The sequence below is a fragment of the Gillisia sp. Hel_I_29 genome (assembly GCF_000744275.1).
In the GTDB taxonomy this organism is placed as follows: Bacteria; Bacteroidota; Bacteroidia; order Flavobacteriales; family Flavobacteriaceae; genus Gillisia.
Map to the genome: position 1 here is coordinate 492,461 of NZ_JQLP01000005.1, position 25,422 is coordinate 517,882.

The following is a 25,422-nucleotide window of genomic DNA, read 5'->3' on the forward strand; positions in this document are numbered from 1 at the left end:
TCTCTGGCACGAAAGTTTTAAGGTTCCAGAACTAAAATTTATATAATAATGAAAATTTCAAGACTATTATTTTTAAGCTTATTCATATTTGCAGCTTGTTCTACAGATGATAATGAAGCTAACGAAGAAACAGGAGGTGAATCTAATTCTTTTGATCGCAAAGCAATGTTAGCAAATTGGGCAGATAATATTATTATTCCTGCATTTGATAATTTTGAAAATTCTACACAAGACCTTCAAGATAAAACAGCCAATTTCACCAGCAATCCTTCAGAAGATAATCTAATAGAATTAAGAGCTTCTTTTGAAAAGGCTTATATAGATTTTCAAACTGTTTCTATGTTTGAAATAGGAAAGGCTGAAGAATTAAATTATAGAAACTTCTTAAATACCTACCCTACAGATGTTATTTCTATTGAACCTAAAATTACAGGAGGAACTTACAATTTGGCACTACCAAGTGCTTACAAAGAACAAGGTTTTCCTGCGCTAGACTATTTATTGAACGGTGTTGCAGAGAACGATGCAGCAATTGTTGAGGTTTATGCTAAGGATGAATATAAAAACTACCTTTCTGATGTTTCAAAAAGAATTAATGATCTTACAAAAGAAGTAAACTCTTCTTGGCAGCGTACATATAGAGACAATTTTGTGAACAATACAAGCTCTTCTAGTACAGGTTCTGTAGATAAATTTACCAATGATTATGTGCTGTATTTTGAAAAATTCTTAAGATCTGGTAAGATCGGTTTTCCGGCAGGAGTTTTTACCGGAGAACCTTCTCCTAAAAATGTGGAAGCTTTATATTCTGAAGATCTTTCAAGAAAATTATATATACAATCTTTAAAAAGTGTTCAGGACTTCTTTAACGGTAAATCTTTTAATGGTGTACAAACAGGGGTTAGTTATAAGCAATATCTAGATTATTTAGATTCTATGAAAGGTGGTGAGCAGTTAAGTGGTTTAATTAATAACCAGTTTGATGAGATCTTAGATCATGCTACAGATCTAGATGCAAACTTAAAAGTGCAAGTTCAAACTGATAATACTGTAATGCTACAAGCATTTGATGAGTTGCAAAAAGAGATCATCTTACTTAAGGTTGATATGATGCAGGCACTTTCAATTAGTGTAGATTATGTAGATTCTGATGGGGATTAGCCTAAATTTTTAAATGAAACATCAAATAAACAGATATTTGCATTCTTATACGGAAGCTGCTCCTTTGGCAGTCTTCCGTTTATTGTTTGGTTTAATGATGTTATTTAGTATTATTAGATTCTGGCTTAACGGTTGGATAGAAAAACTTTATATAGATCCTAAATTCTTTTTCTCTTACTATGGATTTGAATGGGTGAAGCCTCTGGGTAATTTTACATATTTAATTTTTATAGTTTGTGGAATTTCTGCATTATTCGTGAGCCTTGGCTATAAATATAAGATAGCTATCATCAGCTTCTTTTTGAGTTTTACTTATATCGAGTTGATGGATAAGACAACTTATTTAAATCATTATTACTTTATAAGTATTCTTAGTTTTTTAATGATATTTCTTCCTGCCAATGCTTATTATTCTATAGATGCATGGAGAGATTCTAAGAAAGCTTTTCAGAAAATACCTTCATGGAGCATAGACGCTATTAAGCTTCTTCTTGCTATCGTTTATTTTTACGCAGGTCTGGCCAAATTAAATTCAGATTGGTTGCTTAGAGCCATGCCATTAAAAATATGGCTGCCGTCAAAATACGATCTTCCCTTTTTAGGAGATCTTATGCAGCAGGAATGGGTTCATTACGCATTTAGTTGGAGCGGTATGGTATACGATCTTAGCATACCCTTTCTTTTACTTTATAGAAGAACAAGATTTGCTGCATTCCTAATGGTGATTATATTTCATGTTTTAACAAGAGTGTTATTTCCTATTGGGATGTTTCCTTATATAATGATTGTTAGTGCTCTTATCTTTTTTGATGCTGAAGTTCACCATAAAATTCTCTCTAAGATCTCTTCCATATTTAGGCTCGATTTGCTGAAATTTGATAATGGACGTAATCTTATCTTTTCACCTATAAAGAGAAAGGTTTCTCTCTTTATATTAACATTTTTTTTTACAGTGCAACTTCTACTTCCATGGAGATATTTATTATATCCGGGAGAATTATTTTGGACTGAAGAAGGATATAGGTTTTCTTGGAGAGTAATGCTCATGGAAAAAGCGGGTTATACTCAATTTAAGATCGTAGATGCGGAAAGTGGAAGAAGATTCTATGTAGATAATTCAGATTTTTTAACGCCTTTCCAAGAAAAGCAAATGTCCTTTCAGCCAGATTTTATTTTACAATATGCTCACTTTCTAGCAGAGCATTTTAGAAAAGATGGTCACAAGAACATAGAAATTTATGTAGAAAATTATGTAGCGCTTAATGGCAGAAAAAGCGCTCCCTATATAGATCCAAAAGTAAATCTGCTCAATTTCAATGATTCACTTAAACATAAATCTTTTTTATTACCATTTCAAGATGAAATTAAAGGTCTTTAGTATATTTTTTCTCATATCAATGTATGTTCAAGCGCAATATTCTATTAGCGGTAAAATAACATCTGCAACAACAGGAGTGCCTGTATCTAATGCAGAGATTTGGAATAAAGCTACCGGTACAATGGTCGCAGCAAATGAAAATGGTGAGTTTGTTATGAATGGTTTAAAAGAAGGTGAATATCTTTTTGCTGTTTTTAGCTATGATTATGAGATTCAAGAAAAGCAACTTACTATCAATTCTAACACCCGTATAGATTTTCAACTAAACCCCTTGGCCGAAAGTCTTAGTGAAGTTGTTCTTACCAATAGAAGAGAGCAGATCTTTGCTTTAAGAAAACTTAGAAAGGTAGAGGGAACAGCCATTTATGCTGGTAAAAAGAGTGAAGTGGTATTGCTAGATAAGGTTACAGGAAATCTTGCAGCTAATAATGCGCGACAGATCTATAGCCAGGTGGTAGGACTCAATATTTATGATAATGGAGATGCAGGACTGCAGCTTAATATTGGTGGGAGAGGACTGGATCCCAATAGAACACAAAATTTTAATACTAGGCAGAATGGATATGATATTTCTGCTGACGTTCTAGGGTATCCGGAAAGTTATTACACTCCACCACCAGAAGCTTTAAAAGAGATACAAGTAGTTAGAGGTGCTGCATCTTTACAATATGGAACTCAATTTGGAGGTTTAATCAATTTTAAATTCAAAGAACCAGTAGCAGATAAAAAAATAGAGCTTATTTCCAGACAATCTTTGGGATCCTATAATATGTTCACGAGCTTTAATAGTCTAAGTGGTACCGTAGGGAACTTTAGTTATTACACGTATTATAATTATAAAGAGGGAAATGGATTTAGGCAGAATTCTGGATATGAATCTCACAATGCCTTTGCACATTTAGGATGGAAGTTTAATCACAAAACAAATATAAGTTTTGAATATACCTATTTAGATTATTTGGCACAACAACCAGGTGGGCTTACCGATACTCAGTTTTACCAAAATCCTGATTTTAGCAATCGAGAACGTAATTGGTTTGATGTGAATTGGAATCTTTTTGCATTAAAACTAGAGCATAAGCTATCCAACAATACAGATATTAGCTTAAATGTATTTGGACTTGATGCTAGTAGAAAAGCAGTTGGATTTAGAGAAAATAGAGTTTCTCAGGCAGATGATCCTTTAGCTCCCAGAGAGTTGCTAATAGATAATTTTTCTAATTGGGGTGCAGAAGCAAGAATATTAACTAGATATGATCTTTTTGGAGAGCAATCTGTATTATTATTGGGTAGTAAATACTACAATGCAAATAACGATCAACGTCAGGGGCCTGGAAGCGCATCTGCTACGGCAGATTTTAATTTTGCTTCAGATCAATTTCCTAACTACACAAGGCAGTCTGAGTTTCAATTTCCTAATAATAACCTTGCATTCTTTGGAGAGAACATTTTTAATATTACTAATAATTTTTCAATCACTCCGGGATTTAGATATGAGTATATTAAGACAGAAGCAGAAGGCGAATATATATTCATTTTGCAGGATCTGGCAGAGAATGTTTTAGTGAATGAAACGATTCCAGATAATAGAAAATTTGATAGAAGCTTTTTATTACTGGGAGTTGGGAGTAGTTATAACTTGAACCCTACCAATGAACTTTATGCCAATTTTTCTCAAAACTATAGATCTGTAACCTTTAATGATATTAGAGTTATAAATCCTGTTTTTCAGGTAGATCCAAATATTAATGATGAAGAAGGATTTACATCAGATCTTGGAATTCGAGGAAGATTTAAAGATGTACTATCTTACGATTTGAGCGTTTTTGCGTTGAAATATAATGATCGAATTGGTGAAGTATTAAAACCTGAAGTTAGAGAGAATGCCCAGGGTGTTATAAGTGAGACAGGTAGAATTGTTAGATTCAGAGGAAATATTGGTGATGCTTTTATCTATGGATTGGAAACTTTTGCAGAATGGAATCTTAGAAATACTTTCTTCAAAGCAAAAAAAGATCATATACTTAGCACTTTTTTAAACGTTGCCTTTACACAATCTGAATATACCAATTCTGAAGAAGTGAACGTTAAAGGCAATGAAGTAGAATTTATTCCAAAGGTAAATTTAAAGACAGGATTGAATTTTGGTTACAAAAACTTTTTAGCAGGATTACAGTACACGTATCTATCAGAACAATATACAGATGCTTCAAATGCACCGCAAGATATTAATGATAATCAGCGTGGAATTGAAGGGAAAATCCCCGCATATGGTATTATGGATCTTTCTGCATCCTATGCATTAGGAAGATTTAGATTAGAAGCAGGCGTAAATAACCTGTTAGATAATTCCTATTTTACAAGAAGAGCTACCGGCTATCCCGGTCCTGGAATTTTACCAGCCCAACCAATTACATGGTACACATCATTACAATTCAAATTATAATAGAATATAAAGTGTTTAATGCCTAAATTTTAATTCTGGGTATAATCTTAGATATCAACATTGAAAAGATTATTCCCAGTTTTTAATCGTATATTTGCACGCAATTAAATCTTTAATTGCTATGACTGCACACGAATCCAAAATTGTTGGGGAAGGACTTACTTACGATGACGTACTTTTAGTTCCTGCTTTTTCTGAAGTTCTACCCAGAGAAGTAAACATCCAAACAAAATTCACTAAGAATATCACTATCAATGTTCCGATAGTATCTGCCGCTATGGATACTGTTACAGAAAGTAAAATGGCAATCGCCATAGCGCGTGAAGGAGGAATAGGAGTTTTGCACAAAAATATGACTATTGAAGCGCAAGCTTTAAAAGTTAGAAAAGTAAAACGTGCAGAGAGTGGAATGATCATAGATCCGGTTACACTACCAATAACTGCAAAGGTGTTAGATGCTAAAAGTAACATGAAGGAGCACAGTATTGGAGGAATTCCTATTATTGATGATCAAGGAAAACTTTTGGGTATAGTTACAAATAGAGATCTTAGATTTGAAAAGAATGATAGTAGACCTATTTCTGAAGTTATGACTTCAGAAAATCTGGTAACTGTTTCTGAAGGAACTTCATTAGATGAAGCTGAGGTTATCTTACAGCAGAATAAAATAGAAAAATTACCCGTAGTAAATTCTGAAGATAAATTAGTAGGACTAATAACTTTTAGAGATATCACTAAGCTCACTCAGAAGCCAAATGCTAATAAAGATAGCTATGGTAGGTTGAGAGTGGCGGCAGCAATTGGCGTAACAGCAGATTCTCTAGAGCGAGCAACTGCTTTGGTTAATGCAGGAGTAGATGCTATAATTATAGATACAGCTCATGGTCATACCAAAGGAGTTGTGAGTATTTTAAAAGATGTGAAAAATAAATTTCCAGATCTTGAAGTGGTTGTAGGTAATATTGCAACTGCAGAGGCGGCTAAATACTTGGCAGAAGCCGGTGCAGATGCTGTTAAAGTAGGAATTGGACCTGGTTCTATCTGTACAACAAGAGTTGTTGCCGGAGTTGGATTTCCTCAATTCTCTGCAGTGCTAGAAGTAGCGGCAGCTCTAAAAGGAACTGGTGTTCCTGTTATAGCCGATGGAGGAATTAGGTATACCGGAGATATTCCAAAGGCTATTGCCGCAGGAGCAGATTGCGTAATGCTAGGTTCTTTACTTGCAGGAACCAAAGAATCTCCGGGAGAAACGATCATCTACGAGGGTAGAAAATTTAAGTCATATAGAGGAATGGGGTCTGTAGAAGCTATGAAGCAAGGTTCTAAAGACAGGTACTTTCAAGATGTAGAAGATGATATTAAGAAATTAGTACCGGAAGGTATTGTAGGTAGAGTTCCTTATAAAGGTGAGTTGGAAGAAAGTATTCATCAATTTGTTGGAGGTTTAAGAGCTGGAATGGGGTATTGTGGAGCAAAAGATATAGAGACACTCAAGGAGAATGGTAGGTTTGTGAAAATAACATCTTCCGGTATTCATGAAAGTCATCCTCATGATGTAACTATTACCAATGAATCTCCTAATTATAGTAGATAAGTAGTTTTATAAAATAGAAAAGCCGGTTTAGATAATTCTAGACCGGCTTTTCTATATAAACGTATTGATATTTTATTCTGTTGCTTTTATTGTGATACCCAATTTGCTCAATACTGCATCTGTAATGTCGAATCTTGGATCTGCATAAGCAAGTCCATTCGTACTTGCATTTAGAATTTGAGTATATTTTTGAGCCTCAATGACTTGTTTCATAGCAGCATCTATTTTAGCATAGAGAGGCTGAGTAAGTTCATTCTTTTTCATTTGCAGCATCATCGAAGCTTTTTGCTTAAAAGTTTTCAGGTCATTTTCTACAGTAATAATCTCCTGTTGCTTTGTCTTTAATTGTTCTTCAGAAAAAGATTCATTTTTAGCTTTGTATTCTGAGATAAGAGAATCATACTTTTTTACGCTTTCTTCCATTTGAGATTGCAGATTTGCGCTATAGGTTTGTAAACCTTGTTCTACAGAAGCCATTTCTGGCATATTCCCTAGAATATAATCTGCATCTATAGTTCCTACTTTAGTCTGAGCTTGAGAAAAAAGAACGGTTGTGAAAACCGCAATGCTTAAGATAAAATTTTTCATGTTTATTTGATTTTCAGCAAATATAATAGAGCTAACCAATTATTAATCAAATTTTCAATCAAAAATTATTCTTCATACCATGTTGCACGATGAGGTTTTAAGATCTCTCTAAATTTTTGCATCTGGGATTCGGGTACTACCCAATAAGCGGCATTATGCATTTCACTGTATTTATCTATTCCCGTAATTTGCCATTCTTCTAATTTTTCTGCAGCTATATAATCTTTTAAATGGATCTCATGATGATTGGCTGTTTGCAATGACTGGGGACCTCTAAAATCCCATATAAGTTTAACTCTTTTTTCCATATTTAATTTTCTACACTTTTACCTTCTTCTGCAAAAGTCTTAAAATCTTTCATAAATTGATAGGATTGTTTCTTAAACATTCCGGGCATGAGTTTTCCAATAACGTTCATAAAACCGGAGAATTCAAATTGATTATCAGAAATCCAACGGGTGGAGTTTTCAGATTCTTCTTTAAAATAATTCTTCTGAGTGTTAAAAACTCCTTTAGATTTATAAGTGGTATGTAGTTCATAAGGAAGATTATTCTTTTCTATACACTCTATCATTTCAATTTCTCTGTTACTAATTCTAAATTTTAATTTAGCACGGGCACCTTCTTCACCCGGAGAACCGCTAATGTGATTGTAGCTTATAAAACCTTTTTGCCAAAATTTAAAATTTTCTGGTTTTTCCATCTTACTAATTACCTCTTCTCGTGGAAGATCAATAATTATTTCTTCTGAATATTTCATAATGGTTCCATATTTGTTCTTCTTCCAAGGTAAAACAGAAATTTTAATTTTTTATATAATTTGTAGTATTTAGAATCGTTAATGGTTTGTGTTGTAAAAGCTTTCAGATTTCATATTTTTGCGGAGAAATTTAGTTGCCTTTATATTTTTAAGGTAATAAAACAACATTCCAATAAATTTATAAGCTTGATAGGTAAGAAAATTTTTAAGATCTCTTTGATCTCCTCTTTATTGATCACGGTAACTAGTTGTAACTATTTTAGTAGTGAAGTAGAAAAAGAACCTATTGCTAGAGTAAATCAAAGTTATTTGTATAAGGAAGATATTATTCCATTAATTGGAGAAAATGTTTCTCCAGAAGATAGTACCCTTATAGTTTCGAATTTCATAACACGATGGGCTACACAGCAATTGCTCATAGATAGGGCTATGTATAATTTAAGTAGTGAGCAACAAAAGGAATTTGATGAGTTGGTTAAGAATTATAAGAATGAATTATATACCAAAGCCTATGCAGATGCTTTAGTAGATAAGAGGCTAGATACTACCCTGCAAGATCTTCAGGTAGTAGACTACTATAAAAGTCATTTAGAGAATTTTAGACTTAATGAAGATCTGGTTAAGCTAAGATTTATCAATTTGAATAAGAACAGTTTGGATTTTTCTGATGTTAAGAAAAATTTTATCAGATTTAATGAGAAAGACAGAGCGAATTTAGATAAGATCGCATTGCAGTTTAAGGCATATTCATTTAATGATTCTGTATGGGTAAGTTCTAAATCTGTATTTGATAAAATAGGTCCTCTAAACGATGCAAATAAAGCGCAATTACTAAAAAAATCTAATTTTCTTGAACTCGAAGATTCATTAGAGGTATATTTGGTGTATGTTAACGATGTTTTGTTAAGAAATGAGCAAGCACCCATAGAGTACGCAAGGTCTACCATAAAACAGATCATTTTAAACAGGCGTAAAGCCGATTTGGTTAAAGAATTAGAAAAAGACATAACAAAAGATGCAATTGAAAACAAACAATTTGAAATTTATAATTAACGGTATTGCAGGTGTATGCCTGCTATTTGGAGCTACTCAAGATATAATGGCTCAGGAAGTAGTAGTTACAGATAGTACTGCTATTCAACCTAAAGTAGAGGTAAAGAAAGCTCAGGCTCCTGCCGGAGAATTTCAGAAATATAAAGTAGATGGTATTGCTGCCGTAGTGGGAGAATATGTTGTTCTAGACAGCGATGTAGATATGATGCTTAAAGATCTAAAAAGTCAAGGTGTATCTACAGCAGATGTTACAGACTGCCAATTAATTGGAAGTCTTCTTGAAAATAAACTTTATGCACATCATGCCGTTCAGGATAGTATCATTATTGCAGATTCTGAGATAAGCAGTTATGTAGATCAGCAAATCAATCAATTGGTTGGGCAAACAGGATCTATGGAGAAAGTTTTAAAATTTTATAAAAGAGATTCTGAAGCAGATTTTAGAAAAGAACTTTTTGAGATCAATAAGCAAAGAGAGTTATCTAACCGTATGCAAAAGAATATTATAGATGATGTGGAAATTACTCCAGAAGAAGTAAGAAGTTATTTCGAAAAAATAGATGTTGAAGAAAGGCCAATTTTTGGTGACGAAGTAGAGATCTCTCAGATCATTATTAAACCAGAGATTCCTCAGTCTGAAAAGCAAAAGGTTATTGATAGGTTAGCTCAATTTAGAGAAGACGTTCTAGATAACGATGCAAGTTTTGCCACAAAAGCAGTATTATACTCACAGGATCCAGGTTCTAGTAGAGATGGTGGTAGAATGGTAATTTCCAGAAAAGATCCTTTAGACAAAGATTTTAAGGACACTGCTTTTAGTTTACAAGAGGGTGAAGTTAGTGAACCTTTTGAATCTGCTTTTGGATACCATATTATTAAAGTTGATAAGGTCTTAGGTCAAAATTTGGAGATAAGACATATTTTATTAATTCCAGATGTAACCAATGCTACTGTAGAAGCTGCTAAATCTGAAATTGACAGTATTAGAACTCAGATAAAAGATGGTAATCTTAAATTTGCTGTAGCGGCTAAGAGATTTTCAGATGAAGAAGAAACTGCTGCTAATAATGGTAAATTAATCAATCCTACAAGTGGAGATACAAGATTTGAGCAAACAAAAATAGATCCTGAAATTTATGATCAGGTTGTAAATCTTCAGGAAGGCGATGTTTCTTTGGTACTTACAGATCAGGATAGAACAGGAAGAGTATTTTATAAACTTATTACTGTAGATAAAAGATATAAAGAGCACAAAGCAGAATTTGCTAAAGATTATTTAAAGATTAAAGAACTAGCCTTAAGAGATAAGCGAATTGATGTTATTGAAGAATGGCAGAAAGAGAAAATTGCAGATACTTATGTAAAGATCAACGGGAAATATAGATCTTGTGATTACGCTAGTGATTGGTTGAAAAAATAAATCAATACTATGTCTAACGTTGCTGCTGCAGAATCTTTAGTAAAGAAACACCAACAATTAAAGCAAGAGATTGCAAGAGTTATTGTAGGGCAGGAGCAGGTTATAGAACAAATATTACTTTCCATTTATGCGGGCGGGCATGCGCTTTTAATAGGGGTGCCCGGCCTTGCAAAAACCCTTATGGTAAATACCATTTCTCAGGCTTTAGGGTTAGAATTTAAAAGAATTCAATTTACTCCAGATCTTATGCCTAGTGATATTTTAGGATCTGAGATACTTGATGAGAATAGACATTTTAAATTCGTTAAAGGTCCTGTATTTTCAAATATTGTACTTGCAGATGAGATTAACAGAACTCCCCCAAAAACACAGGCAGCAATGTTGGAAGCAATGCAAGAACGAAGCGTTACCGTTAGCGGACAAAATTACGGTTTAGATCTACCTTATTTTGTGCTTGCCACACAAAACCCAATAGAGCAGGAGGGAACCTATCCCTTACCAGAGGCACAACTAGATCGATTTATGTTTGCTGTACATTTAGATTACCCAAGTTTTGAGGAAGAAGTGGCGGTAGTTAAGAGTACGACGAATAATGAAAAAATTAAAGTTTCAGCATTATTTAATGCAAAAGAAATTATTGAGATTCAGCAATTAGTTAGAATGGTTCCTGTTCCAGACAATGTAATAGAATATGCAGTAAGGTTAGTTGGAAAGACAAGACCACAAGGAGATTCTGCTCCCACCATAATAAAGAATTATGTAGATTGGGGAGCAGGCCCAAGAGCTTCACAAAATTTAATACTAGCAGCTAAGGCACATGCATTGGTAAATTCAAAGTTCTCTCCAGATATAGAAGATGTACAAGCCGTTGCTGTGGGCATATTAAGGCATAGAATAATTAAGAATTACAAAGCAGAGGCAGAAGGATTATCAGAAGCATTTATTATTAAAGAGCTATTTTGATCTTTTTCCATTAAGAGAGCTTTCAGCCTCGTTTTCTTCGAATTTCTAATCGATACTATACAGAATTAATTTAGAGATACCTCTAATAGAATTTATTGAATTCGTAAATTTATATTATAAAAATACGTTTTCATCAAAATTTATAAGTCCATTCTGTCATAAAATGAATAATCTATACTTATTTACGAAGATTGATTGTGATTTTTAAAATCGTAGTAAAATTCGTAATTTCGCAAGACTTTTTAGAACATAAAAACACTCACAGATATGGCATACGATATTGACATGATCAAAAAGGTGTACAGCCAAATGGCAGACCGTGTAAATAAAGCACGTGAAGTTGTTGGAAAGCCTTTAACACTTTCAGAAAAAATACTTTATTCTCATTTATGGGACGGAGAAGCTAATACTGCTTACCAAAGAGGTAAGGATTATGTAGATTTTGCTCCAGATAGAATTGCTTGTCAGGATGCAACAGCACAAATGGCATTATTGCAATTCATGCAAGCTGGAAAAGATAATGTTGCAGTACCAACTACGGTTCACTGTGATCATTTAATTCAAGCTAAAATGGGTGCTGCTATAGATTTAAAAGCGGCAAATACAAGTAGTCATGAAGTATTTGAATTTCTAGAATCTGTATCTAACAAATACGGTATCGGATTTTGGAAACCGGGAGCAGGGATCATTCATCAAGTGGTATTAGAAAACTATGCATTTCCTGGTGGAATGATGATTGGAACAGATTCTCATACTGTTAATGCCGGTGGTCTAGGAATGGTAGCTATTGGAGTTGGTGGAGCAGATGCTGTAGATGTTATGGCAGGAATGGCTTGGGAATTAAAATTCCCTAAATTAATTGGAGTTAAGTTAACTGGAAAACTTTCTGGATGGACCGCTCCTAAAGATGTGATTTTAAAAGTTGCTGGTATCCTTACTGTAAAAGGTGGAACTGGAGCAATTATAGAATATTTTGGAGAAGGTGCTACTTCTATGTCTTGTACTGGTAAAGGTACAATTTGTAATATGGGTGCAGAAGTTGGTGCTACCACTTCTACTTTTGGATATGACGATTCTATGGAGCGTTATCTAAGAGCTACCAATAGAGCAGATGTTGCAGATGCTGCAAATGGAGTTAGAGAGCATTTAACCGGTGATGATGAGGTATATGCTAATCCAGAACAGTATTTTGATGAAGTTATAGAGATCAATTTATCTGAATTAAGACCTCATTTAAATGGACCTTTTACTCCAGATTTAGCGACTCCTATTTCTGAAATGGGTAAAAAAGCTAAAGAAAATGACTGGCCAATTAAAGTAGATTGGGGACTAATAGGTTCTTGTACCAACTCTTCTTATGAAGATTTAACAAGAGCAGCCTCTATCGCAAAGCAAGCAGTAGATAAGAAAGTTAAAGCAAAATCTGATTTTGGTATTAACCCAGGTTCAGAAACTATTCGCTTTACAGCAGAGAGAGATGGTTTGTTGCAGATATTTGAAGATCTAGATGCAACAATCTTTACGAACGCATGTGGTCCTTGTATTGGGCAATGGGATCGTTCAGACAGAAAAGGAGATGAAAAGAATACAATCGTTCACTCATTTAACCGTAACTTTTCTAAAAGAGCAGATGGTAATCCAAATACACACGCTTTTGTAGGTTCTCCAGAAATGGTGGCTGCAATAGCAATTTCGGGTAGATTAGATTTTGATCCTACCAGAGATACTTTAATGAATGAAGATGGGGTTGAAGTAATGTTGGACGAACCAACAGGAATTGAGCTTCCTCCAAAAGGATTTGATGTTAAAGATCCAGGATATGTAGCTCCCTCTCCAGATGGAAGTGAGATTGAAGTTAAAGTTGCTAAAGACAGCGAGCGTTTACAATTATTGGAACCGTTTAAACCTTGGGATGGTAAGAATCTTACGGGTGCAAAACTTTTAATAAAAGCATTTGGTAAATGTACTACAGATCATATTTCTATGGCGGGACCTTGGTTGCGTTATAGAGGGCATTTAGATAACATTTCTAACAATATGCTTATTGGTGCCATTAATGCTTTTAACAAGAAAACCAACTTTGTTAAAAGCCAGATCACCGGAGAATATGATGGTGTACCAGCGGTAGCTAGAGCATATAAAGCAGCAGGAATTCCTTCTGTAGTAGTTGGAGATCATAATTATGGGGAAGGTTCTTCTAGAGAGCATGCAGCTATGGAGCCAAGACATCTTGGAGTTAAAGTTGTTTTAGTAAAATCTTTTGCTCGTATTCATGAAACAAACCTTAAGAAACAAGGGATGTTAGGAATCACATTCCAGAATGAAGAAGATTACGATCTTTTCCAGGAAGATGATACGATCAACTTTATAGATCTTGAAAATTTTGCACCAGATACACCACTTACGATAGAATTGGTACATGCAGATGGAAGTAAAGACACTTTTAAAGCTAATCATACTTATAACCAACCTCAGATAGAATGGTATAAGCATGGTTCTGCATTAAATCTTATAAAACTCGAGAACGCTAAATAATCTCATTTTGTAGATTAACTTATATAGCCCGATCACATTGTAAATTCAATGTAGATCGGGCTTTTTGCATGAGCAGCATTTGTAAAAATAAATAACCCTGAAGATTTTCTTCAGGGTTATTTTAACCTATCTACCATTCCCTACAAAGGTAGACACGTTAGTTTTTTGATATAGTTTATATTCTATTCCAAATTATACAGTCTAATACAGTATGTGAATAGAAAGATGGCATTTAAATTATATAGATATTCTTAAAAAATTGATTTTAAGTATATTATTTTAAAATTAATGCTAAAATGATAAGAGTATTGCCATTATTACTAATTAATATTAACACAAATACTTTTATTTTTAAGTGCTCTGCTTCCTTTTATAGATATTTTAAATTAAACTTTTCTACCGCTGTTAAGATTATACTGTATTTTCGTCTAAAATTAAAACGATAATTAAATGAAGATTTTCAAGAATCAATGGTCTAATATTATAATGGTCATCATTATCTTAGCCATGATTATTCCTGGTACAAGAAAGCCTATTGCTGTCTTTGTAAATAAGCTGATCTCTTTTAGTCCCTCTGTAACTTCAGAAGAAGAAAGACCTAAAATAGCATCGTACAATTGGGTTTTAGAAAAGAATAATAAAGATCGTGTAGAATTTTCAGATCATAAGGGTAGAGTAGTGCTTGTAAATTTCTGGGCTACCTGGTGTCCCCCATGTATTGCAGAAATGCCTAGTTTTCAGAAATTATATGAAGATTATAGTGATAGGGTTGATTTTTTCTTTGTTTCAAATGAAGATCATCAAACGGTTCGCAATTTCATGAATAGAAAGAATTTTACATTACCGGCTTATCGCCCCAAAAGCGAACTTCCAGAACCGTTAAATAGTAATACCTTACCAACTACTTACTTAATAGACAAGCAGGGAAATATTGTTATAGAAAAGGTTGGTTCTGCAGCTTGGGATAGTGAAAAAACAAGAAAAACCTTAGATGAACTTTTAGCTAAATAGCGTTTATATTCCTTTTCTAAAAAAGGACTTTATAAATTCCACATCAAATAGGGAGAACATAATTTTGAGATCTTCTGATAGTGATGTTTCCTCATCTAAATATTTTAAAATATTTTTAGTTGAGTTTTTACTGTAAAATTTACTGAAGATCTCTTCGCCCATTTCATTGTTTCTAGTAAGAACATCAAGAAAAATTGCATCATACCATCTAAATCTAGAATTCAGCAGTTCATAAGATGGTTCTTTTCCAGCTTTGATATTCTCAAGGATCTTAGCTGTTTTCTTTTCTGTATGTTTAAAAGAATAACCCGTAGACCCCTTAACCCAGGATCCTGCTGTTCCTATTTTAGTAATGGATGGAGTGTTATCTTTATGGAAGGGAAAATCTGTCATAGGTATAACACCTATTTCAGTCTCTGAAATATGAAATTGATCTACCCCGAGATATTCCTTAATATAACTCATCAGCATTTCATCATAAACGCTTTCTTCGGTAAGATATGGGGTAAAAAAGGTGAATTCTATTAAGGCTTTAGTTCTTGAAAGGGGTAGCATATAAGTGAAGCTGGTACTATTATTATGCTTCAACCTATAATCCATCATAGTGAATTGATCCGGATCAAAAATATTGCTATCTGTTTCAATTATCCATCCTTTAAAATGCTGATAGAGTAAGGAGGATTTTTTATCTTTTAGGTAGCTAGGATTTATTCTACTATCAAAAAAATGAGTTGCTTGATACTGTTTAGCTCCATGAGCGATCATTGTAGTTTCATCTATTTCAGAAATACTATCCTTAATAAAATGAAAATTATTTAAACTTTGAAGCCTATCTTTTGCTAAGGAGTAAAAATCCTCAGAGCGAATCATTTTGTATTTATAGGGTTCAAGCTGAAATTTTAAATATTTCGATGAAGTTAGAAATCTTCCGCTTTCCCAGGATTTATAAATTATAGACTCCCAATTACCTTTTCCTTTTTCCCAAAAGCACCAAGTTTTATCGTTTTCGGTTTTATCTGAAGGATCTATTATTGCAAATTGCTTATTATTAAAATAAGGGTCTTCTGCAAATCTCAGTGCCAGTTGTAGGCCAGCTAAGCCACCGCCAATAATTATATAGTCGAAGCTATCTGGCATTGAGTTATAAGATATAAGAAATTAGAATTATTTTCTGAAGTATTTGAATGGCACCCATAACATCCCAAAACACTCTCCATGATCTTTACCTAAATGTTTATGGTGCATTTTATGAGCTCTTCGTACCCCTTTAGCATATTTGTTATTGGCATTTCTAAAGATCTTAAACCTTTGGTGGATAAAGATATCATGAACTGTGAAATAGGCGATTCCGTATGCTAATATTCCTAATCCTATAGGTAAGCCAATCCATAGATCGTTATATCTCGATAATAAAAAGAAGGTGATACTTACAAACGCGTAAAAAACAAAAAATAGATCGTTGCGTTCCCACCAGCTACTATGGTCTTTTCTATGATGATCTGCATGAAGTTTCCATAGAAAGCCGTGCATAATGTATTTATGAGTAAACCATGCCATGCCCTCCATAATTAAGAAGGTTCCTAAAAAAACAACTAACCAGAGTAAAATGTTCATTACAATAAATTTAATCGGTATGAAATATATGATTTTGCCAGTAGACCGGCTTTTTGATAATTTGGAACGCTAATTCTTCTGTTTTTAATTTCTAAAGAAGGTACGTTCTTTAATTTATGGAGCAATTTTCTGTAATATATATATGCTGTATAAACGCCAAATTTAGCTTCTACTGGTAATTTAGCAATACCATGCAATCCTTTTTTGAAATCAGCTTCAATCTCATCAATTATTCGTTGCTTACTTTCTTCATCTAGCGCTTCTAAATTGGTATCTGGAAAATAACTTCTACTAAGGTCTTCAAAATCTGCTTTTAGATCTCTAAGGAAATTCACCTTTTGAAATGCAGACCCTAAGCTCATTGCAGATTCTCTTAATTCATCATACTTGATCTGATCTCCACCTACAAAAACTTTTAAGCACATAAGACCAACTACATCTGCACTTCCATAAATGTATTCTTTATATTCAGCTTGAGTTAGATAATCAGATTTATGAAGATCTAGTCTCATGCTCTTTAAAAAGGCTTTATAAAGGGATGGATCAATCTCATATTTATGTACAGTTTCCTGAAAAGAATTAAGGATAGGATTCAGACTAATTTTTTGATCTATAGCTTTGTAAAGATCTGCGGTAAAATCATCAAGTAAATTTTCTTTATTGTAGTCGTGAAAAGAATCTACAATTTCATCTGCCAATCTAACAAAACCATAAATATTATAAATGTCCTGCCTTATGGATGGAGCTAGCATTTTTGTAGCTAGAGAAAATGATGTACTATAAGCGTTAGTAACTTCTTTGCTGCAGCTTCTAGAAACCTTGTCGTAAATGGATTTCATCTTAGTTGTCTTTTTGAATGAGTCCGGAAACAAGTTTTCCAGAAATTAAGGATGGAGGCACACCTGGACCAGGTACGGTAAGCTGTCCGGTAAAATACAAACCTTCTACTTTACTACTTTTTAATTTAGGCCTAAGAAAAGCGGTTTGTAATAGTGTATTTGCCATACCATATGCATTGCCTTTATAGCTGTTGTAATCTTTAATAAAATCCTTCACGCAAAAAGACTCCTTAAAAATAACGTTATTTTTTACAGATTGATGAGTTAATTCCTCAAATCTGTTCATGATCTTTTCAAAATAAATTGATCTTAATTCTTCTGTATCCTCCAAACCTGGAGCAATAGGCACTAGAAAGAATCCGTTTTCACAATTTTCTGGTGCGGTACTCGCGTCTGTGAGAGAGGTGAAATTAGCGTAAAACAGAGGATTTTCAGGCCATTTTGGTTTATCGTAAATATCCTTTGCGTGCGCATCAAAATCTACATCAAAGAATAAGTTATGATGATTTACGTTTTTCAATTTCTTATCAAATCCTACATAGAAGAGAAGTGAAGATGGAGCAAAGGTCTTCTTATCCCAATAACTTTCAGAATATTGTCTGTTTTTCGCATCCAGTAAAGTTTCGCTATGATGATAATCTGCACCGGTCACTACTAAGCTGGTTGGAATAATTTCTCCATTCACAAGAATAGAAGTTATTTTTTTATCTGTTGTATTAATCTTATCTATACTACAATTTGTGTTTATTTTCACTCCCAGACTTAGCGCTAAAGCTTCCATAGCTTTAATTACCATGAACATTCCACCTTTTGGATGCCAAGTACCAAGTCCAAAATCTGCATAGTTCATAAAACTATAAAAAGAAGGAGTATCGCTGGGTTTTGCGCCTAAGAAAAGCACAGGGAATTCTAAAATTTGAATAAGTTTTTTATTTTTAAATTCTTTGCGAACATCTTTTGAGATGGTGCTAAAAAATTGTCCGACCCTTTTAATGGTCTCGGGAGTAACTAATTCTAATGGTGATACACCCGGTCTATATACAAGATCTTTAATAGCTATCTCATAATTGTTCTGAGCATTGGAAATAAACTTTTGTAACTTTTTTGAACTTCCTTTTTCCTCCGCTTCAAAGGCAGCGTAGATCTTCTCTAAAGTATCTTCAATTTGAATGCTTTTATCATTTCCGAAGAAAACGGTATAAGCCGGATTCAATTTATCTAAATGATAGTAATCTGAAGGTTTTTTATTGAAGTCTTTGAAAAACTGCTCAAATACATCTGGCATCCAATACCAAGAAGGTCCCATATCAAAGGTAAATCCGTCTTTTTTAAATTGTCTTGCTCTTCCTCCAATACTATCATTTTTTTCGTAAATAGTAACATCATATCCATCGCGTGCTAAGTAACATGCAGCAGATAAAGATGCAAACCCAGATCCAATAACGCTTACTTTGTTCTTCATCATTAATCTAATTGATTTGCAAATTCTGTAATAGACTTATATATTCTGATATTTTCCGGATAATTGTTAGGATCTAAATTCTGTATTTTTGCTCCAAATAAGCTAATGTCTAAGGTTTTTTCTGTGCATAGTTCTCTTTGAAATTCTTCCAAGAAACTATCCATTTCCAGCGGTGCGATTGTAAGATAACTCATAAACTTTAAATCTTTATGAATTTCCAGTAAGTACTTCATATCTTTTAAAGGCATACTAGGGCCAAGGTAGATAGTTCTTTTTCCATGAAAATTCAATTCAAAATTTAGGTAGAGGATACCAAGATCATGAATTTCATTTTCTGGTAAGAAGAGCACATATAGATCATCCTCATTTTCATTGGTGGCATCTCCATACTTAGAAATGTTTAAATATAATTTCTGCTTAATTAAATTAACAAGAAAATGTTCATGAACGGGATTTATAGTATCTGTTTGCCATAATAGACCTATTTCATCTAAAAGAGGAATAAAGATCTCCAAAAAGATCTCTCTAAATTCCTTCTTCTCAATAAGCATATTATAGGTTTTATTAAACAACACCTCATCAAAATTGATCATAGCTATTTTAAACGAATTAATTGCTCGATTCTTAACACTCGCGCTAGCCGCTACATTTTTAACCATTGTAGAGATCTCAACATCGGTAAGTTTCGCTATTCTAGATATCTTATAGCCATGTTCATTTAAGAAAGTTACATTGAGTATCTTCTGTAAATTTTCTAGATCGTAGGTTCTTATGTTAGTATCTGTGCGCTCTGGTGATAAGATATTGTAGCGTTTTTCCCAGATTCGGATAGTGTGCGCTTTTATTCCACTTAAATGCTCTAGATCTTTTATGCTGAAATTCTGTTTAACGTTTTCCATAGGTGTTAATAGATAAACAAATCTAAACAAATTTGTAGTTTCACTTTTATATCAAAATGTTAAATGTTTAATCTTGTAGATATAATGTTAAACAAAATTGATGTAGGGAATACTTCTTCTAAATACCTATATACGGAATTACTTAATTCTGGGTTTGCATTTTTAAGCTGAATTTACGGAAGTAGTAAACGCTAGTTCGCTTCGTAGAGTTATAAATAATATGGTAAAGGAGATAGCTGTGTGATTTTGATCCTATCAAGACTTTTAAAAAGGATAGTATTAAATGTTAATAGAAAATATAGAGATACTTTGTGAAGTTTATAGCATTCGAAGTGCAATAGATCTAATAGTTGAACATGTTAAAAATACAGTATTACTAATACGATAAAGTAAAAGCGAAAGAAAAATATGAAATAAATGTGGAGTGAAGTTTATTTGTACCCGGAGCGGGACTTGAACCCGCACGCCCTAATGAACACATGGCCCTCAACCATGCCTGTCTACCAATTCCAGCACCCGGGCAAATGCGCTATTAGAAAAAGATTTCCTAAAGGGCAATTTAATTTCAAAATAAATACTTTAAAAGTTCTTAAAGTATGGAACTTAAAAATAGTGATCTGGCTGGGGCTCGAACCCAGGACCCTCTCCTTAAAAGGGAGATGCTCTACCAACTGAGCTACCAAATCTAAAATGTTAATGAGCGTTGAGGATAACCTCTAATTCTTAGTGATCTGGCTGGGGCTCGAACCCAGGACCCTCTCCTTAAAAGGGAGATGCTCTACCAACTGAGCTACCAAATCTTGCTTCACATTATTTTGCGATTGCGGGTGCAAATATACTATGATTTATTTATTTTTCAAGAGGAAATTGATATAAATTTGCAAATGTTTTTAAAAAAATTCTAAACACCTCAAAATCAGTATGAAAATTTTTCTCTCAGGTTACATGGGATCGGGTAAATCTCTAATTGCAGACTATATTTCTCAAAAAATGAGATTACCACTTGTAGATCTGGATGATCAAATAACGTTAATAGAAGAACTAACAGTTTCTGAGATCTTTGCTACCAAAGGGGAGCTATATTTTCGAAAATTAGAAACTAAGGTGCTGGAAGATGTTTTAGAAGAACCTATAGATATGATAGTTGCACTAGGAGGAGGAACTCCTTGTTATGGTATAAATATGGATCTCATTAAAAGCCATACTGAAGCTAATCTTGTTTATCTTAAAGCATCTGTAGACTTTTTAATTAATAGGTTATTTCAGGAAAAGGAAACTAGACCAGTTATTAGTCATTTAGCAACTAAGGATCTTCTCGAAGATTTTATACGAAAACATCTCTTTGAACGCAGCTATTATTACAACCAAGCAGATATTGTGGTAAATGTGGAAAATAGAAAAGCAGATGAAATTGGATATGAAATTATTCAGAAGTTAAAGTAGCTCCACCTTGTCTTTGCCTTTGGAGAAATGTACCTGTACAGTCTCATTCATAGAAGTTGATAAAGAAATTCCTTTAAAATCTGCTTTCACAGGAAATTTTTTGTGACTTCTATCTACAAGCACTACGGTTTTAAACTGTTTTAAGGGAACTTCCAAAAAGTGTTTAACACCGTAGATCAAGGTAGCTCCAGAGTTTAGAACATCATCTATCAATACCACAGATTTATCTTTGTAAGAAGATGGAGGGAGGGAGGTTTCTATGGCATTTAAAGGATTTTTCTTGTCTATTCTAACCTCACATAACTCTATCGTAATATCTGAGATTTCTTCTAGCACCGTCTTTAAGCGTTGTGTAAACTGATATCCGCTCTTAGATATTCCTGCCAATATTAAATGAGATTCATCTACATTACTTTCATAGATCTGATAGGCAATGCGCTTTATCTTATGCTTTATTTGTTCGTTGTTCAAAATGATGGTAGATGCCGGCATATGGTTAATTTTTTATGAATATAAAGAACAATTCTTTTCCTTTTCTCGGAGCTATAGAATTATAGCTAGAGGCTAAGATCTTAATTTTAAAGAACGGACTAAAATAAGTTAAATATTCTAGTTTACTACCTCCAAAAGGAGGACCTTCCTTTTCAAATTCTGTGTCAAATAAAAGCCCACACAATTTTCCTTGTGGCTCTAATAACTCAGCCATTTTAATTGCATAATCTCCTCTCCTATTAGGTGGTAGCGCGCAGAAGAAAGTTTGTTCGAGTATTAGGTCAAAATTGTTCTGAAGCTCAAAAAAATCACCTTGAATAAGATGTGACTTTGGGAATGTTGGATTTCGTTGAAGCAAATTGTGCAAAGGTTCTAAAGCTAGATCTATTACATAGACATTCTTAAAACCTTGAAGATGTAAATATTCTGCTTCATAAGAATTGCCACCACCAGGAATAAGGATCTTTAAATTCTTATTTTCTAGTTGATCTATGTATGCTTTTAGAGGTGGAGAAACTTTTCCTAGATCCCAGCCTGTAGTATTACTTTGATATCTAGAACTCCAATATTCTTTGTCTAATCTCATTCTTTCGCTTCTTTGGTTTCTTCATCTGGATCTTCAAACCAATCATCTATATCTCTACGATCTTTTTTGGTAGGTCTTCCGGTTCCTCTTTTTCTATAATAGTCTTTAGAATACTTCAAAAGCTCTAATTTTTCGAATTCTTCTTTAGGAGTAATATCATTAACATAAAGATTTGCAATCTTAGCTCCAACTCTACTGGTGGGAATGTCTAATACTTCTATTTGATAATCGATCTGATTTTTTCTAACCTGAATCTTATCTGTAGGATATACCTCTCTAGAAGCTTTTACATTATCTCCTAAGATCTTTACTTTCCCTTGTCTGCAAGCTTGGGTGGCAAGACTTCTTGTTTTGAAATACCGCACACACCATAAATATTTATCAACTCTCATATTTGGTTCTTAAAACTGTGTAAATCTTAAGCAAAAATACAAGATTATTGTATCTTGCCGCCTTAAATTGAGCTAATGATGAAATTGAACAAATTGTTTTTTATTACCGTGCTAGCTAGCACAATGTTTATAAGTTGCAACAAAGATGATGATGAAACCTCCATTACACCCCCAAGAGATCGTGGAGAACAAGCTATTGAAGATGATGAAGCGCTAGTTTCTTATTTAAAGACACATTTCTATAATTATGAAGAATTTGAGTCTCCTGCAGCAGACTTTGATTATACAGTTCGATTTGATACAATTGCTGGATCTAATGCTGAAAAGATCTCCATTTTTGAATCTGATCTTTTATCTACCAAAACTATTACCAGAGATGAAGTAGATTACAATCTATATGTTTTGAAGGTGAGAGAAGGGGAAGGGATGCAACCTAAATTTGCAGATTCTACGTTTGTTACTTACTCCGGGAAACTTTTAACAGGAACTACATTTGATAATACGCTTACTCCTGTTTGGTTTGACCTTACACAATTAATAGATGGTTTTACTCAGGGTATTGTTGAATTTAAATCTGCTTCAGGATACGAGGTAAAAGAAGATAATTCTGTAGTATTTAATAATGATTATGGAATAGGTTCTATTTTCTTACCTTCTGGATTAGGATATTTTGCTTCAACTCAACCTCTAATTCCTTCCTATAGTCCAATAATATTTAATGTGAACCTCTTTATCGCTAATGAGGCAGATCATGATAATGATGGAATTCCAAGTTATATGGAAGATCTAAATGGAGATGAGATTATCACTAATGATGATACCGATGAGGATGGTGCGCCAAATTACGCAGATACAGATGATGATGGTGATGGAACTCCAACAAAAGAAGAAATAACATTCAATATAGATGGTTCTATAATCTTTACAGATAAGAATAGCGATGGGATCCCAGATTATCTAGATCCTGAAACGTATTTCTAGAAAATTAAATATACTAGTAATTAGTAAAAAAAAATCCGCAACCTTGGTTGCGGATTTTTTTGTTATTAAAATATAGCCTTAATTAAAAGTATAGGTTAGGCCGAAGATCCATTGTGACGGTCTGGAGTCAATTTTAAAGTTCCTGTCTGCAGCCATATTACCAAAAGCATTGTTCTCATTAAATGCCCCTTCATAGCGTACATCAAAGCCTAATCTTCCAAGATCTAATCCGGCACCCAATTGATATCCTAAAGTAATTTCATTATCAACGTCTGAAATTTCGAAATCTGAGTTCTCAAGATCATTATTCAATACATATTGAAAAGAAGGTCCTGCTTTAATATTTATTGGTCCGAAAACGTTCAAGCCTAAAAGTATAGGTGCATCTATTTTATTCATTCTATAATCGAATGTTTTATATTCTGTCTTTAAAGAAGTGTATACTAATTCCGGTTGAAGAAATATTCCAAGAAATTCAAACTTTGCAAAAGCACCTAAATGATATCCTGTGCTTTCTTTTCCGTTTTCTACGGTAGAAACATCTCCTGCAACTTGAGAAAAGTTTTCGTAATCTCCGGTAGCACCATAATTTAGACCACCTTTAATTCCATAAGAAGTTTGAGCCATTGCCACTCCTCCGAAAGTAAGGCATGCTAATAAAAATAATTTTTTCATAAGTTTTGATTTAAGATGAGATGGGTATAACGCAGTAAATGTGCCAATTATTTTCACACAAGATTGAAAAACCCTTCAAACGTTGACGTTGAAGGGTTTAAAATAATATATAAAGAAGAATATTACTTTCTTTTGATCACTTTTTGAGTAGCTTTTACGATTGCTTCAGCATTTAATCCATATTTCTCCATTAATTGCTCCGGAGTTCCACTCTCACCAAAAGTATCCATGGTAGCTACATATTCTTGAGGTGTAGGTGCATTTAAAGATAATGTACGAGCTACGCTTTCTCCAAGACCACCTAGTATATTGTGTTCTTCGGCAGTTACTACGCATCTGGTTTTCTTAGCAGATTTTATAATGGCTTCTTCATCCAAAGGTTTAATAGTGTGAATATTTATTACCTCTGCACTAATTCCTTTAGCTTCCAATTCTTGCGCTGCTTCTAAAGCTTCCCACACCAGGTGACCTGTAGCTATTATAGTAACATCTGTTCCTTCGGTAAGTTGTACCGCTTTTCCTATTTCAAAGTTTTGATCTTCTGGAGTAAAATTGGCAACTTTTGGTCTTCCAAATCTTAAATATACCGGGCCATCCAATTCAGCAATAGCCATAGTAGCTGCTTTAGTCTGATTGTAGTCACACGTATTTATAACGGTCATTCCAGGTAACATCTTCATTAATCCTAGATCTTCTAATATCTGGTGAGTTGCTCCATCTTCACCTAAAGTTAGGCCAGCATGAGATGCACAAATTTTTACGTTTTTACCGGAGTAAGCAACACTTTGGCGAATTTGGTCATAAACTCTACCGGTAGAAAAGTTAGCAAAGGTTCCCGTAAATGGTATTTTACCACCAATGGTCATTCCTGCAGCCATTCCTATCATATTAGCTTCTGCAATTCCAACTTGGAAAAATCTTTCAGGATTTTCTGCTTTAAATTCGTCCATCTTTAAAGAGCCGGTAAGATCGGCACAAAGAGCAACTACATTTTCATTAGTTCTTCCTAATTCAGCCAAACCTGCTCCAAAACCTGAACGTGTATCTTTATTTCCTGTATTTGTATATTTTTTCATTCTAATGTCTTTTTCTGAGATTCAAGATCTTATCAATAGCTATTAATGATAAGT

24 protein-coding genes and 3 tRNA genes are annotated in these 25,422 nt (G+C 33.7%); 11 read left to right on the forward strand and 16 right to left on the reverse strand.

Translation table 11 applies throughout. The features are described from left to right. Window positions 1–48: 48 nt before the first annotated feature. From P163_RS07260 to guaB, 4 genes are all read left to right on the forward strand, one after another. On the forward strand, window positions 49–1,161 hold the full coding sequence (locus P163_RS07260; protein ID WP_034889125.1) for an imelysin family protein: 1,113 nt from the start codon (window positions 49–51) through the stop codon (window positions 1,159–1,161). A 13-nt stretch (window positions 1,162–1,174) separates the two neighbouring features. Further along, window positions 1,175–2,539: an HTTM domain-containing protein gene (locus P163_RS07265; RefSeq protein ID WP_051931178.1), complete on the forward strand. Its 1,365-nt coding sequence runs from the start codon at window positions 1,175–1,177 to the stop codon at window positions 2,537–2,539. Beyond that, window positions 2,520–4,985, forward strand: a complete 2,466-nt coding sequence (locus P163_RS07270) for a TonB-dependent receptor (protein ID WP_034889127.1) — start codon at window positions 2,520–2,522, stop codon at window positions 4,983–4,985. The genes P163_RS07265 and P163_RS07270 overlap by 20 nt, the downstream gene beginning before the upstream one ends. 121 nt (window positions 4,986–5,106) lie before the next feature. After that, entirely contained in the window at window positions 5,107–6,579 is a 1,473-nt protein-coding gene (gene guaB, locus P163_RS07275; protein ID WP_034889129.1) for an IMP dehydrogenase, read from the forward strand. Window positions 6,580–6,651: 72 nt separating this feature from the next. On the opposite strand, the gene P163_RS07280 is transcribed toward guaB, so the two are convergent. The 3 genes from P163_RS07280 to P163_RS07290 form a co-directional block, all read right to left on the reverse strand. Next, window positions 6,652–7,167 (reverse strand): OmpH family outer membrane protein, encoded by a 516-nt coding sequence (locus P163_RS07280; RefSeq protein WP_034889132.1) that lies wholly within the window; start codon window positions 7,165–7,167, stop codon window positions 6,652–6,654. 65 nt (window positions 7,168–7,232) lie between these two features. Further along, window positions 7,233–7,475, reverse strand: coding sequence for a hypothetical protein (locus P163_RS07285; protein ID WP_034889134.1), 243 nt, complete (start codon window positions 7,473–7,475; stop codon window positions 7,233–7,235). 2 nt (window positions 7,476–7,477) lie between these two features. Next, window positions 7,478–7,927 (reverse strand): SRPBCC family protein, encoded by a 450-nt coding sequence (locus P163_RS07290; protein ID WP_034889136.1) that lies wholly within the window; start codon window positions 7,925–7,927, stop codon window positions 7,478–7,480. A gap of 186 nt (window positions 7,928–8,113) precedes the next feature. On the opposite strand from P163_RS07290, the gene P163_RS07295 reads away from it, so the two are divergent. The 5 genes from P163_RS07295 (at window position 8,114) to P163_RS07315 (ending at window position 14,909) form a co-directional block, all read left to right on the forward strand. Beyond that, a complete protein-coding gene (locus tag P163_RS07295) occupies window positions 8,114–8,980 on the forward strand; it encodes a peptidyl-prolyl cis-trans isomerase (RefSeq protein ID WP_231556174.1) in 867 nt (288 codons plus the stop codon). Beyond that, the gene (locus P163_RS07300; protein ID WP_034889138.1) at window positions 8,943–10,400 is read left to right on the forward strand and encodes a peptidylprolyl isomerase; all 1,458 of its coding nucleotides are present in this window, start codon (window positions 8,943–8,945) and stop codon (window positions 10,398–10,400) included. The genes P163_RS07295 and P163_RS07300 overlap by 38 nt, the downstream gene beginning before the upstream one ends. 9 nt (window positions 10,401–10,409) lie before the next feature. Further along, window positions 10,410–11,363, forward strand: a complete 954-nt coding sequence (locus tag P163_RS07305) for an AAA family ATPase (protein ID WP_034889140.1) — start codon at window positions 10,410–10,412, stop codon at window positions 11,361–11,363. A 267-nt stretch (window positions 11,364–11,630) separates the two neighbouring features. Next, complete coding sequence (locus P163_RS07310) at window positions 11,631–13,898, forward strand: aconitate hydratase (RefSeq protein ID WP_034889142.1); 2,268 nt, start codon at window positions 11,631–11,633, stop codon at window positions 13,896–13,898. A 450-nt stretch (window positions 13,899–14,348) separates the two neighbouring features. Beyond that, a complete protein-coding gene (locus P163_RS07315; RefSeq protein WP_034889144.1) occupies window positions 14,349–14,909 on the forward strand; it encodes a TlpA family protein disulfide reductase in 561 nt (186 codons plus the stop codon). Between the two features lie 3 nt (window positions 14,910–14,912). On the opposite strand, the gene P163_RS07320 is transcribed toward P163_RS07315, so the two are convergent. The 8 genes from P163_RS07320 to P163_RS07355 form a co-directional block, all read right to left on the reverse strand. Further along, a complete protein-coding gene (locus P163_RS07320) occupies window positions 14,913–16,046 on the reverse strand; it encodes a lycopene cyclase family protein (protein WP_034889146.1) in 1,134 nt (377 codons plus the stop codon). 27 nt (window positions 16,047–16,073) lie between these two features. Then, window positions 16,074–16,523, reverse strand: coding sequence for a sterol desaturase family protein (locus tag P163_RS07325; RefSeq protein WP_034889149.1), 450 nt, complete (start codon window positions 16,521–16,523; stop codon window positions 16,074–16,076). Then, entirely contained in the window at window positions 16,523–17,362 is an 840-nt protein-coding gene (locus tag P163_RS07330) for a phytoene/squalene synthase family protein (RefSeq protein WP_034889151.1), read from the reverse strand. Before P163_RS07330 ends, P163_RS07325 begins: the two co-directional genes overlap by 1 nt. 1 nt (window position 17,363) lies before the next feature. Next, the gene (locus P163_RS07335; RefSeq protein WP_034894075.1) at window positions 17,364–18,824 is read right to left on the reverse strand and encodes a phytoene desaturase family protein; all 1,461 of its coding nucleotides are present in this window, start codon (window positions 18,822–18,824) and stop codon (window positions 17,364–17,366) included. A gap of 2 nt (window positions 18,825–18,826) precedes the next feature. Continuing rightward, on the reverse strand, window positions 18,827–19,723 hold the full coding sequence (locus P163_RS07340; protein ID WP_034889153.1) for a MerR family transcriptional regulator: 897 nt from the start codon (window positions 19,721–19,723) through the stop codon (window positions 18,827–18,829). A 438-nt stretch (window positions 19,724–20,161) separates the two neighbouring features. Next, window positions 20,162–20,245: transfer RNA gene (locus tag P163_RS07345), tRNA-Leu, on the reverse strand. A gap of 91 nt (window positions 20,246–20,336) precedes the next feature. Next, window positions 20,337–20,409, reverse strand: a tRNA-Lys gene (locus P163_RS07350). Between the two features lie 41 nt (window positions 20,410–20,450). Continuing rightward, window positions 20,451–20,523, reverse strand: a tRNA-Lys gene (locus P163_RS07355). A gap of 121 nt (window positions 20,524–20,644) precedes the next feature. Here P163_RS07355 and P163_RS07360 point away from each other — a divergent pair. Then, window positions 20,645–21,166: a shikimate kinase gene (locus tag P163_RS07360; protein ID WP_034889155.1), complete on the forward strand. Its 522-nt coding sequence runs from the start codon at window positions 20,645–20,647 to the stop codon at window positions 21,164–21,166. Here P163_RS07360 and P163_RS07365 read toward each other — a convergent pair. From P163_RS07365 to P163_RS07375, 3 genes are read right to left on the reverse strand one after another with little or no spacing between them, the layout of a single operon-like run. Continuing rightward, window positions 21,158–21,658 (reverse strand): phosphoribosyltransferase family protein, encoded by a 501-nt coding sequence (locus tag P163_RS07365; protein ID WP_034889157.1) that lies wholly within the window; start codon window positions 21,656–21,658, stop codon window positions 21,158–21,160. The two genes, P163_RS07360 and P163_RS07365, sit on opposite strands and share 9 nt — an antisense overlap. A gap of 4 nt (window positions 21,659–21,662) precedes the next feature. Continuing rightward, window positions 21,663–22,244, reverse strand: a complete 582-nt coding sequence (locus P163_RS07370) for a methyltransferase domain-containing protein (protein ID WP_034889159.1) — start codon at window positions 22,242–22,244, stop codon at window positions 21,663–21,665. Next, window positions 22,241–22,636, reverse strand: a complete 396-nt coding sequence (locus P163_RS07375; protein WP_034889161.1) for an RNA-binding S4 domain-containing protein — start codon at window positions 22,634–22,636, stop codon at window positions 22,241–22,243. Before P163_RS07375 ends, P163_RS07370 begins: the two co-directional genes overlap by 4 nt. Before the next feature lie 75 nt (window positions 22,637–22,711). Between P163_RS07375 and P163_RS07380 the strand changes: the two genes are divergently transcribed. Further along, complete coding sequence (locus P163_RS07380) at window positions 22,712–23,617, forward strand: FKBP-type peptidyl-prolyl cis-trans isomerase (protein ID WP_231556175.1); 906 nt, start codon at window positions 22,712–22,714, stop codon at window positions 23,615–23,617. Window positions 23,618–23,695: 78 nt separating this feature from the next. Here P163_RS07380 and P163_RS07385 read toward each other — a convergent pair whose 3' ends face one another. Together P163_RS07385 and P163_RS07390 are read right to left on the reverse strand one after the other, a co-directional pair. Then, complete coding sequence (locus tag P163_RS07385; protein ID WP_034889165.1) at window positions 23,696–24,292, reverse strand: PorT family protein; 597 nt, start codon at window positions 24,290–24,292, stop codon at window positions 23,696–23,698. A gap of 122 nt (window positions 24,293–24,414) precedes the next feature. Further along, on the reverse strand, window positions 24,415–25,368 hold the full coding sequence (locus tag P163_RS07390) for a transketolase family protein (protein ID WP_034889167.1): 954 nt from the start codon (window positions 25,366–25,368) through the stop codon (window positions 24,415–24,417). Window positions 25,369–25,422: the final 54 nt, after the last annotated feature.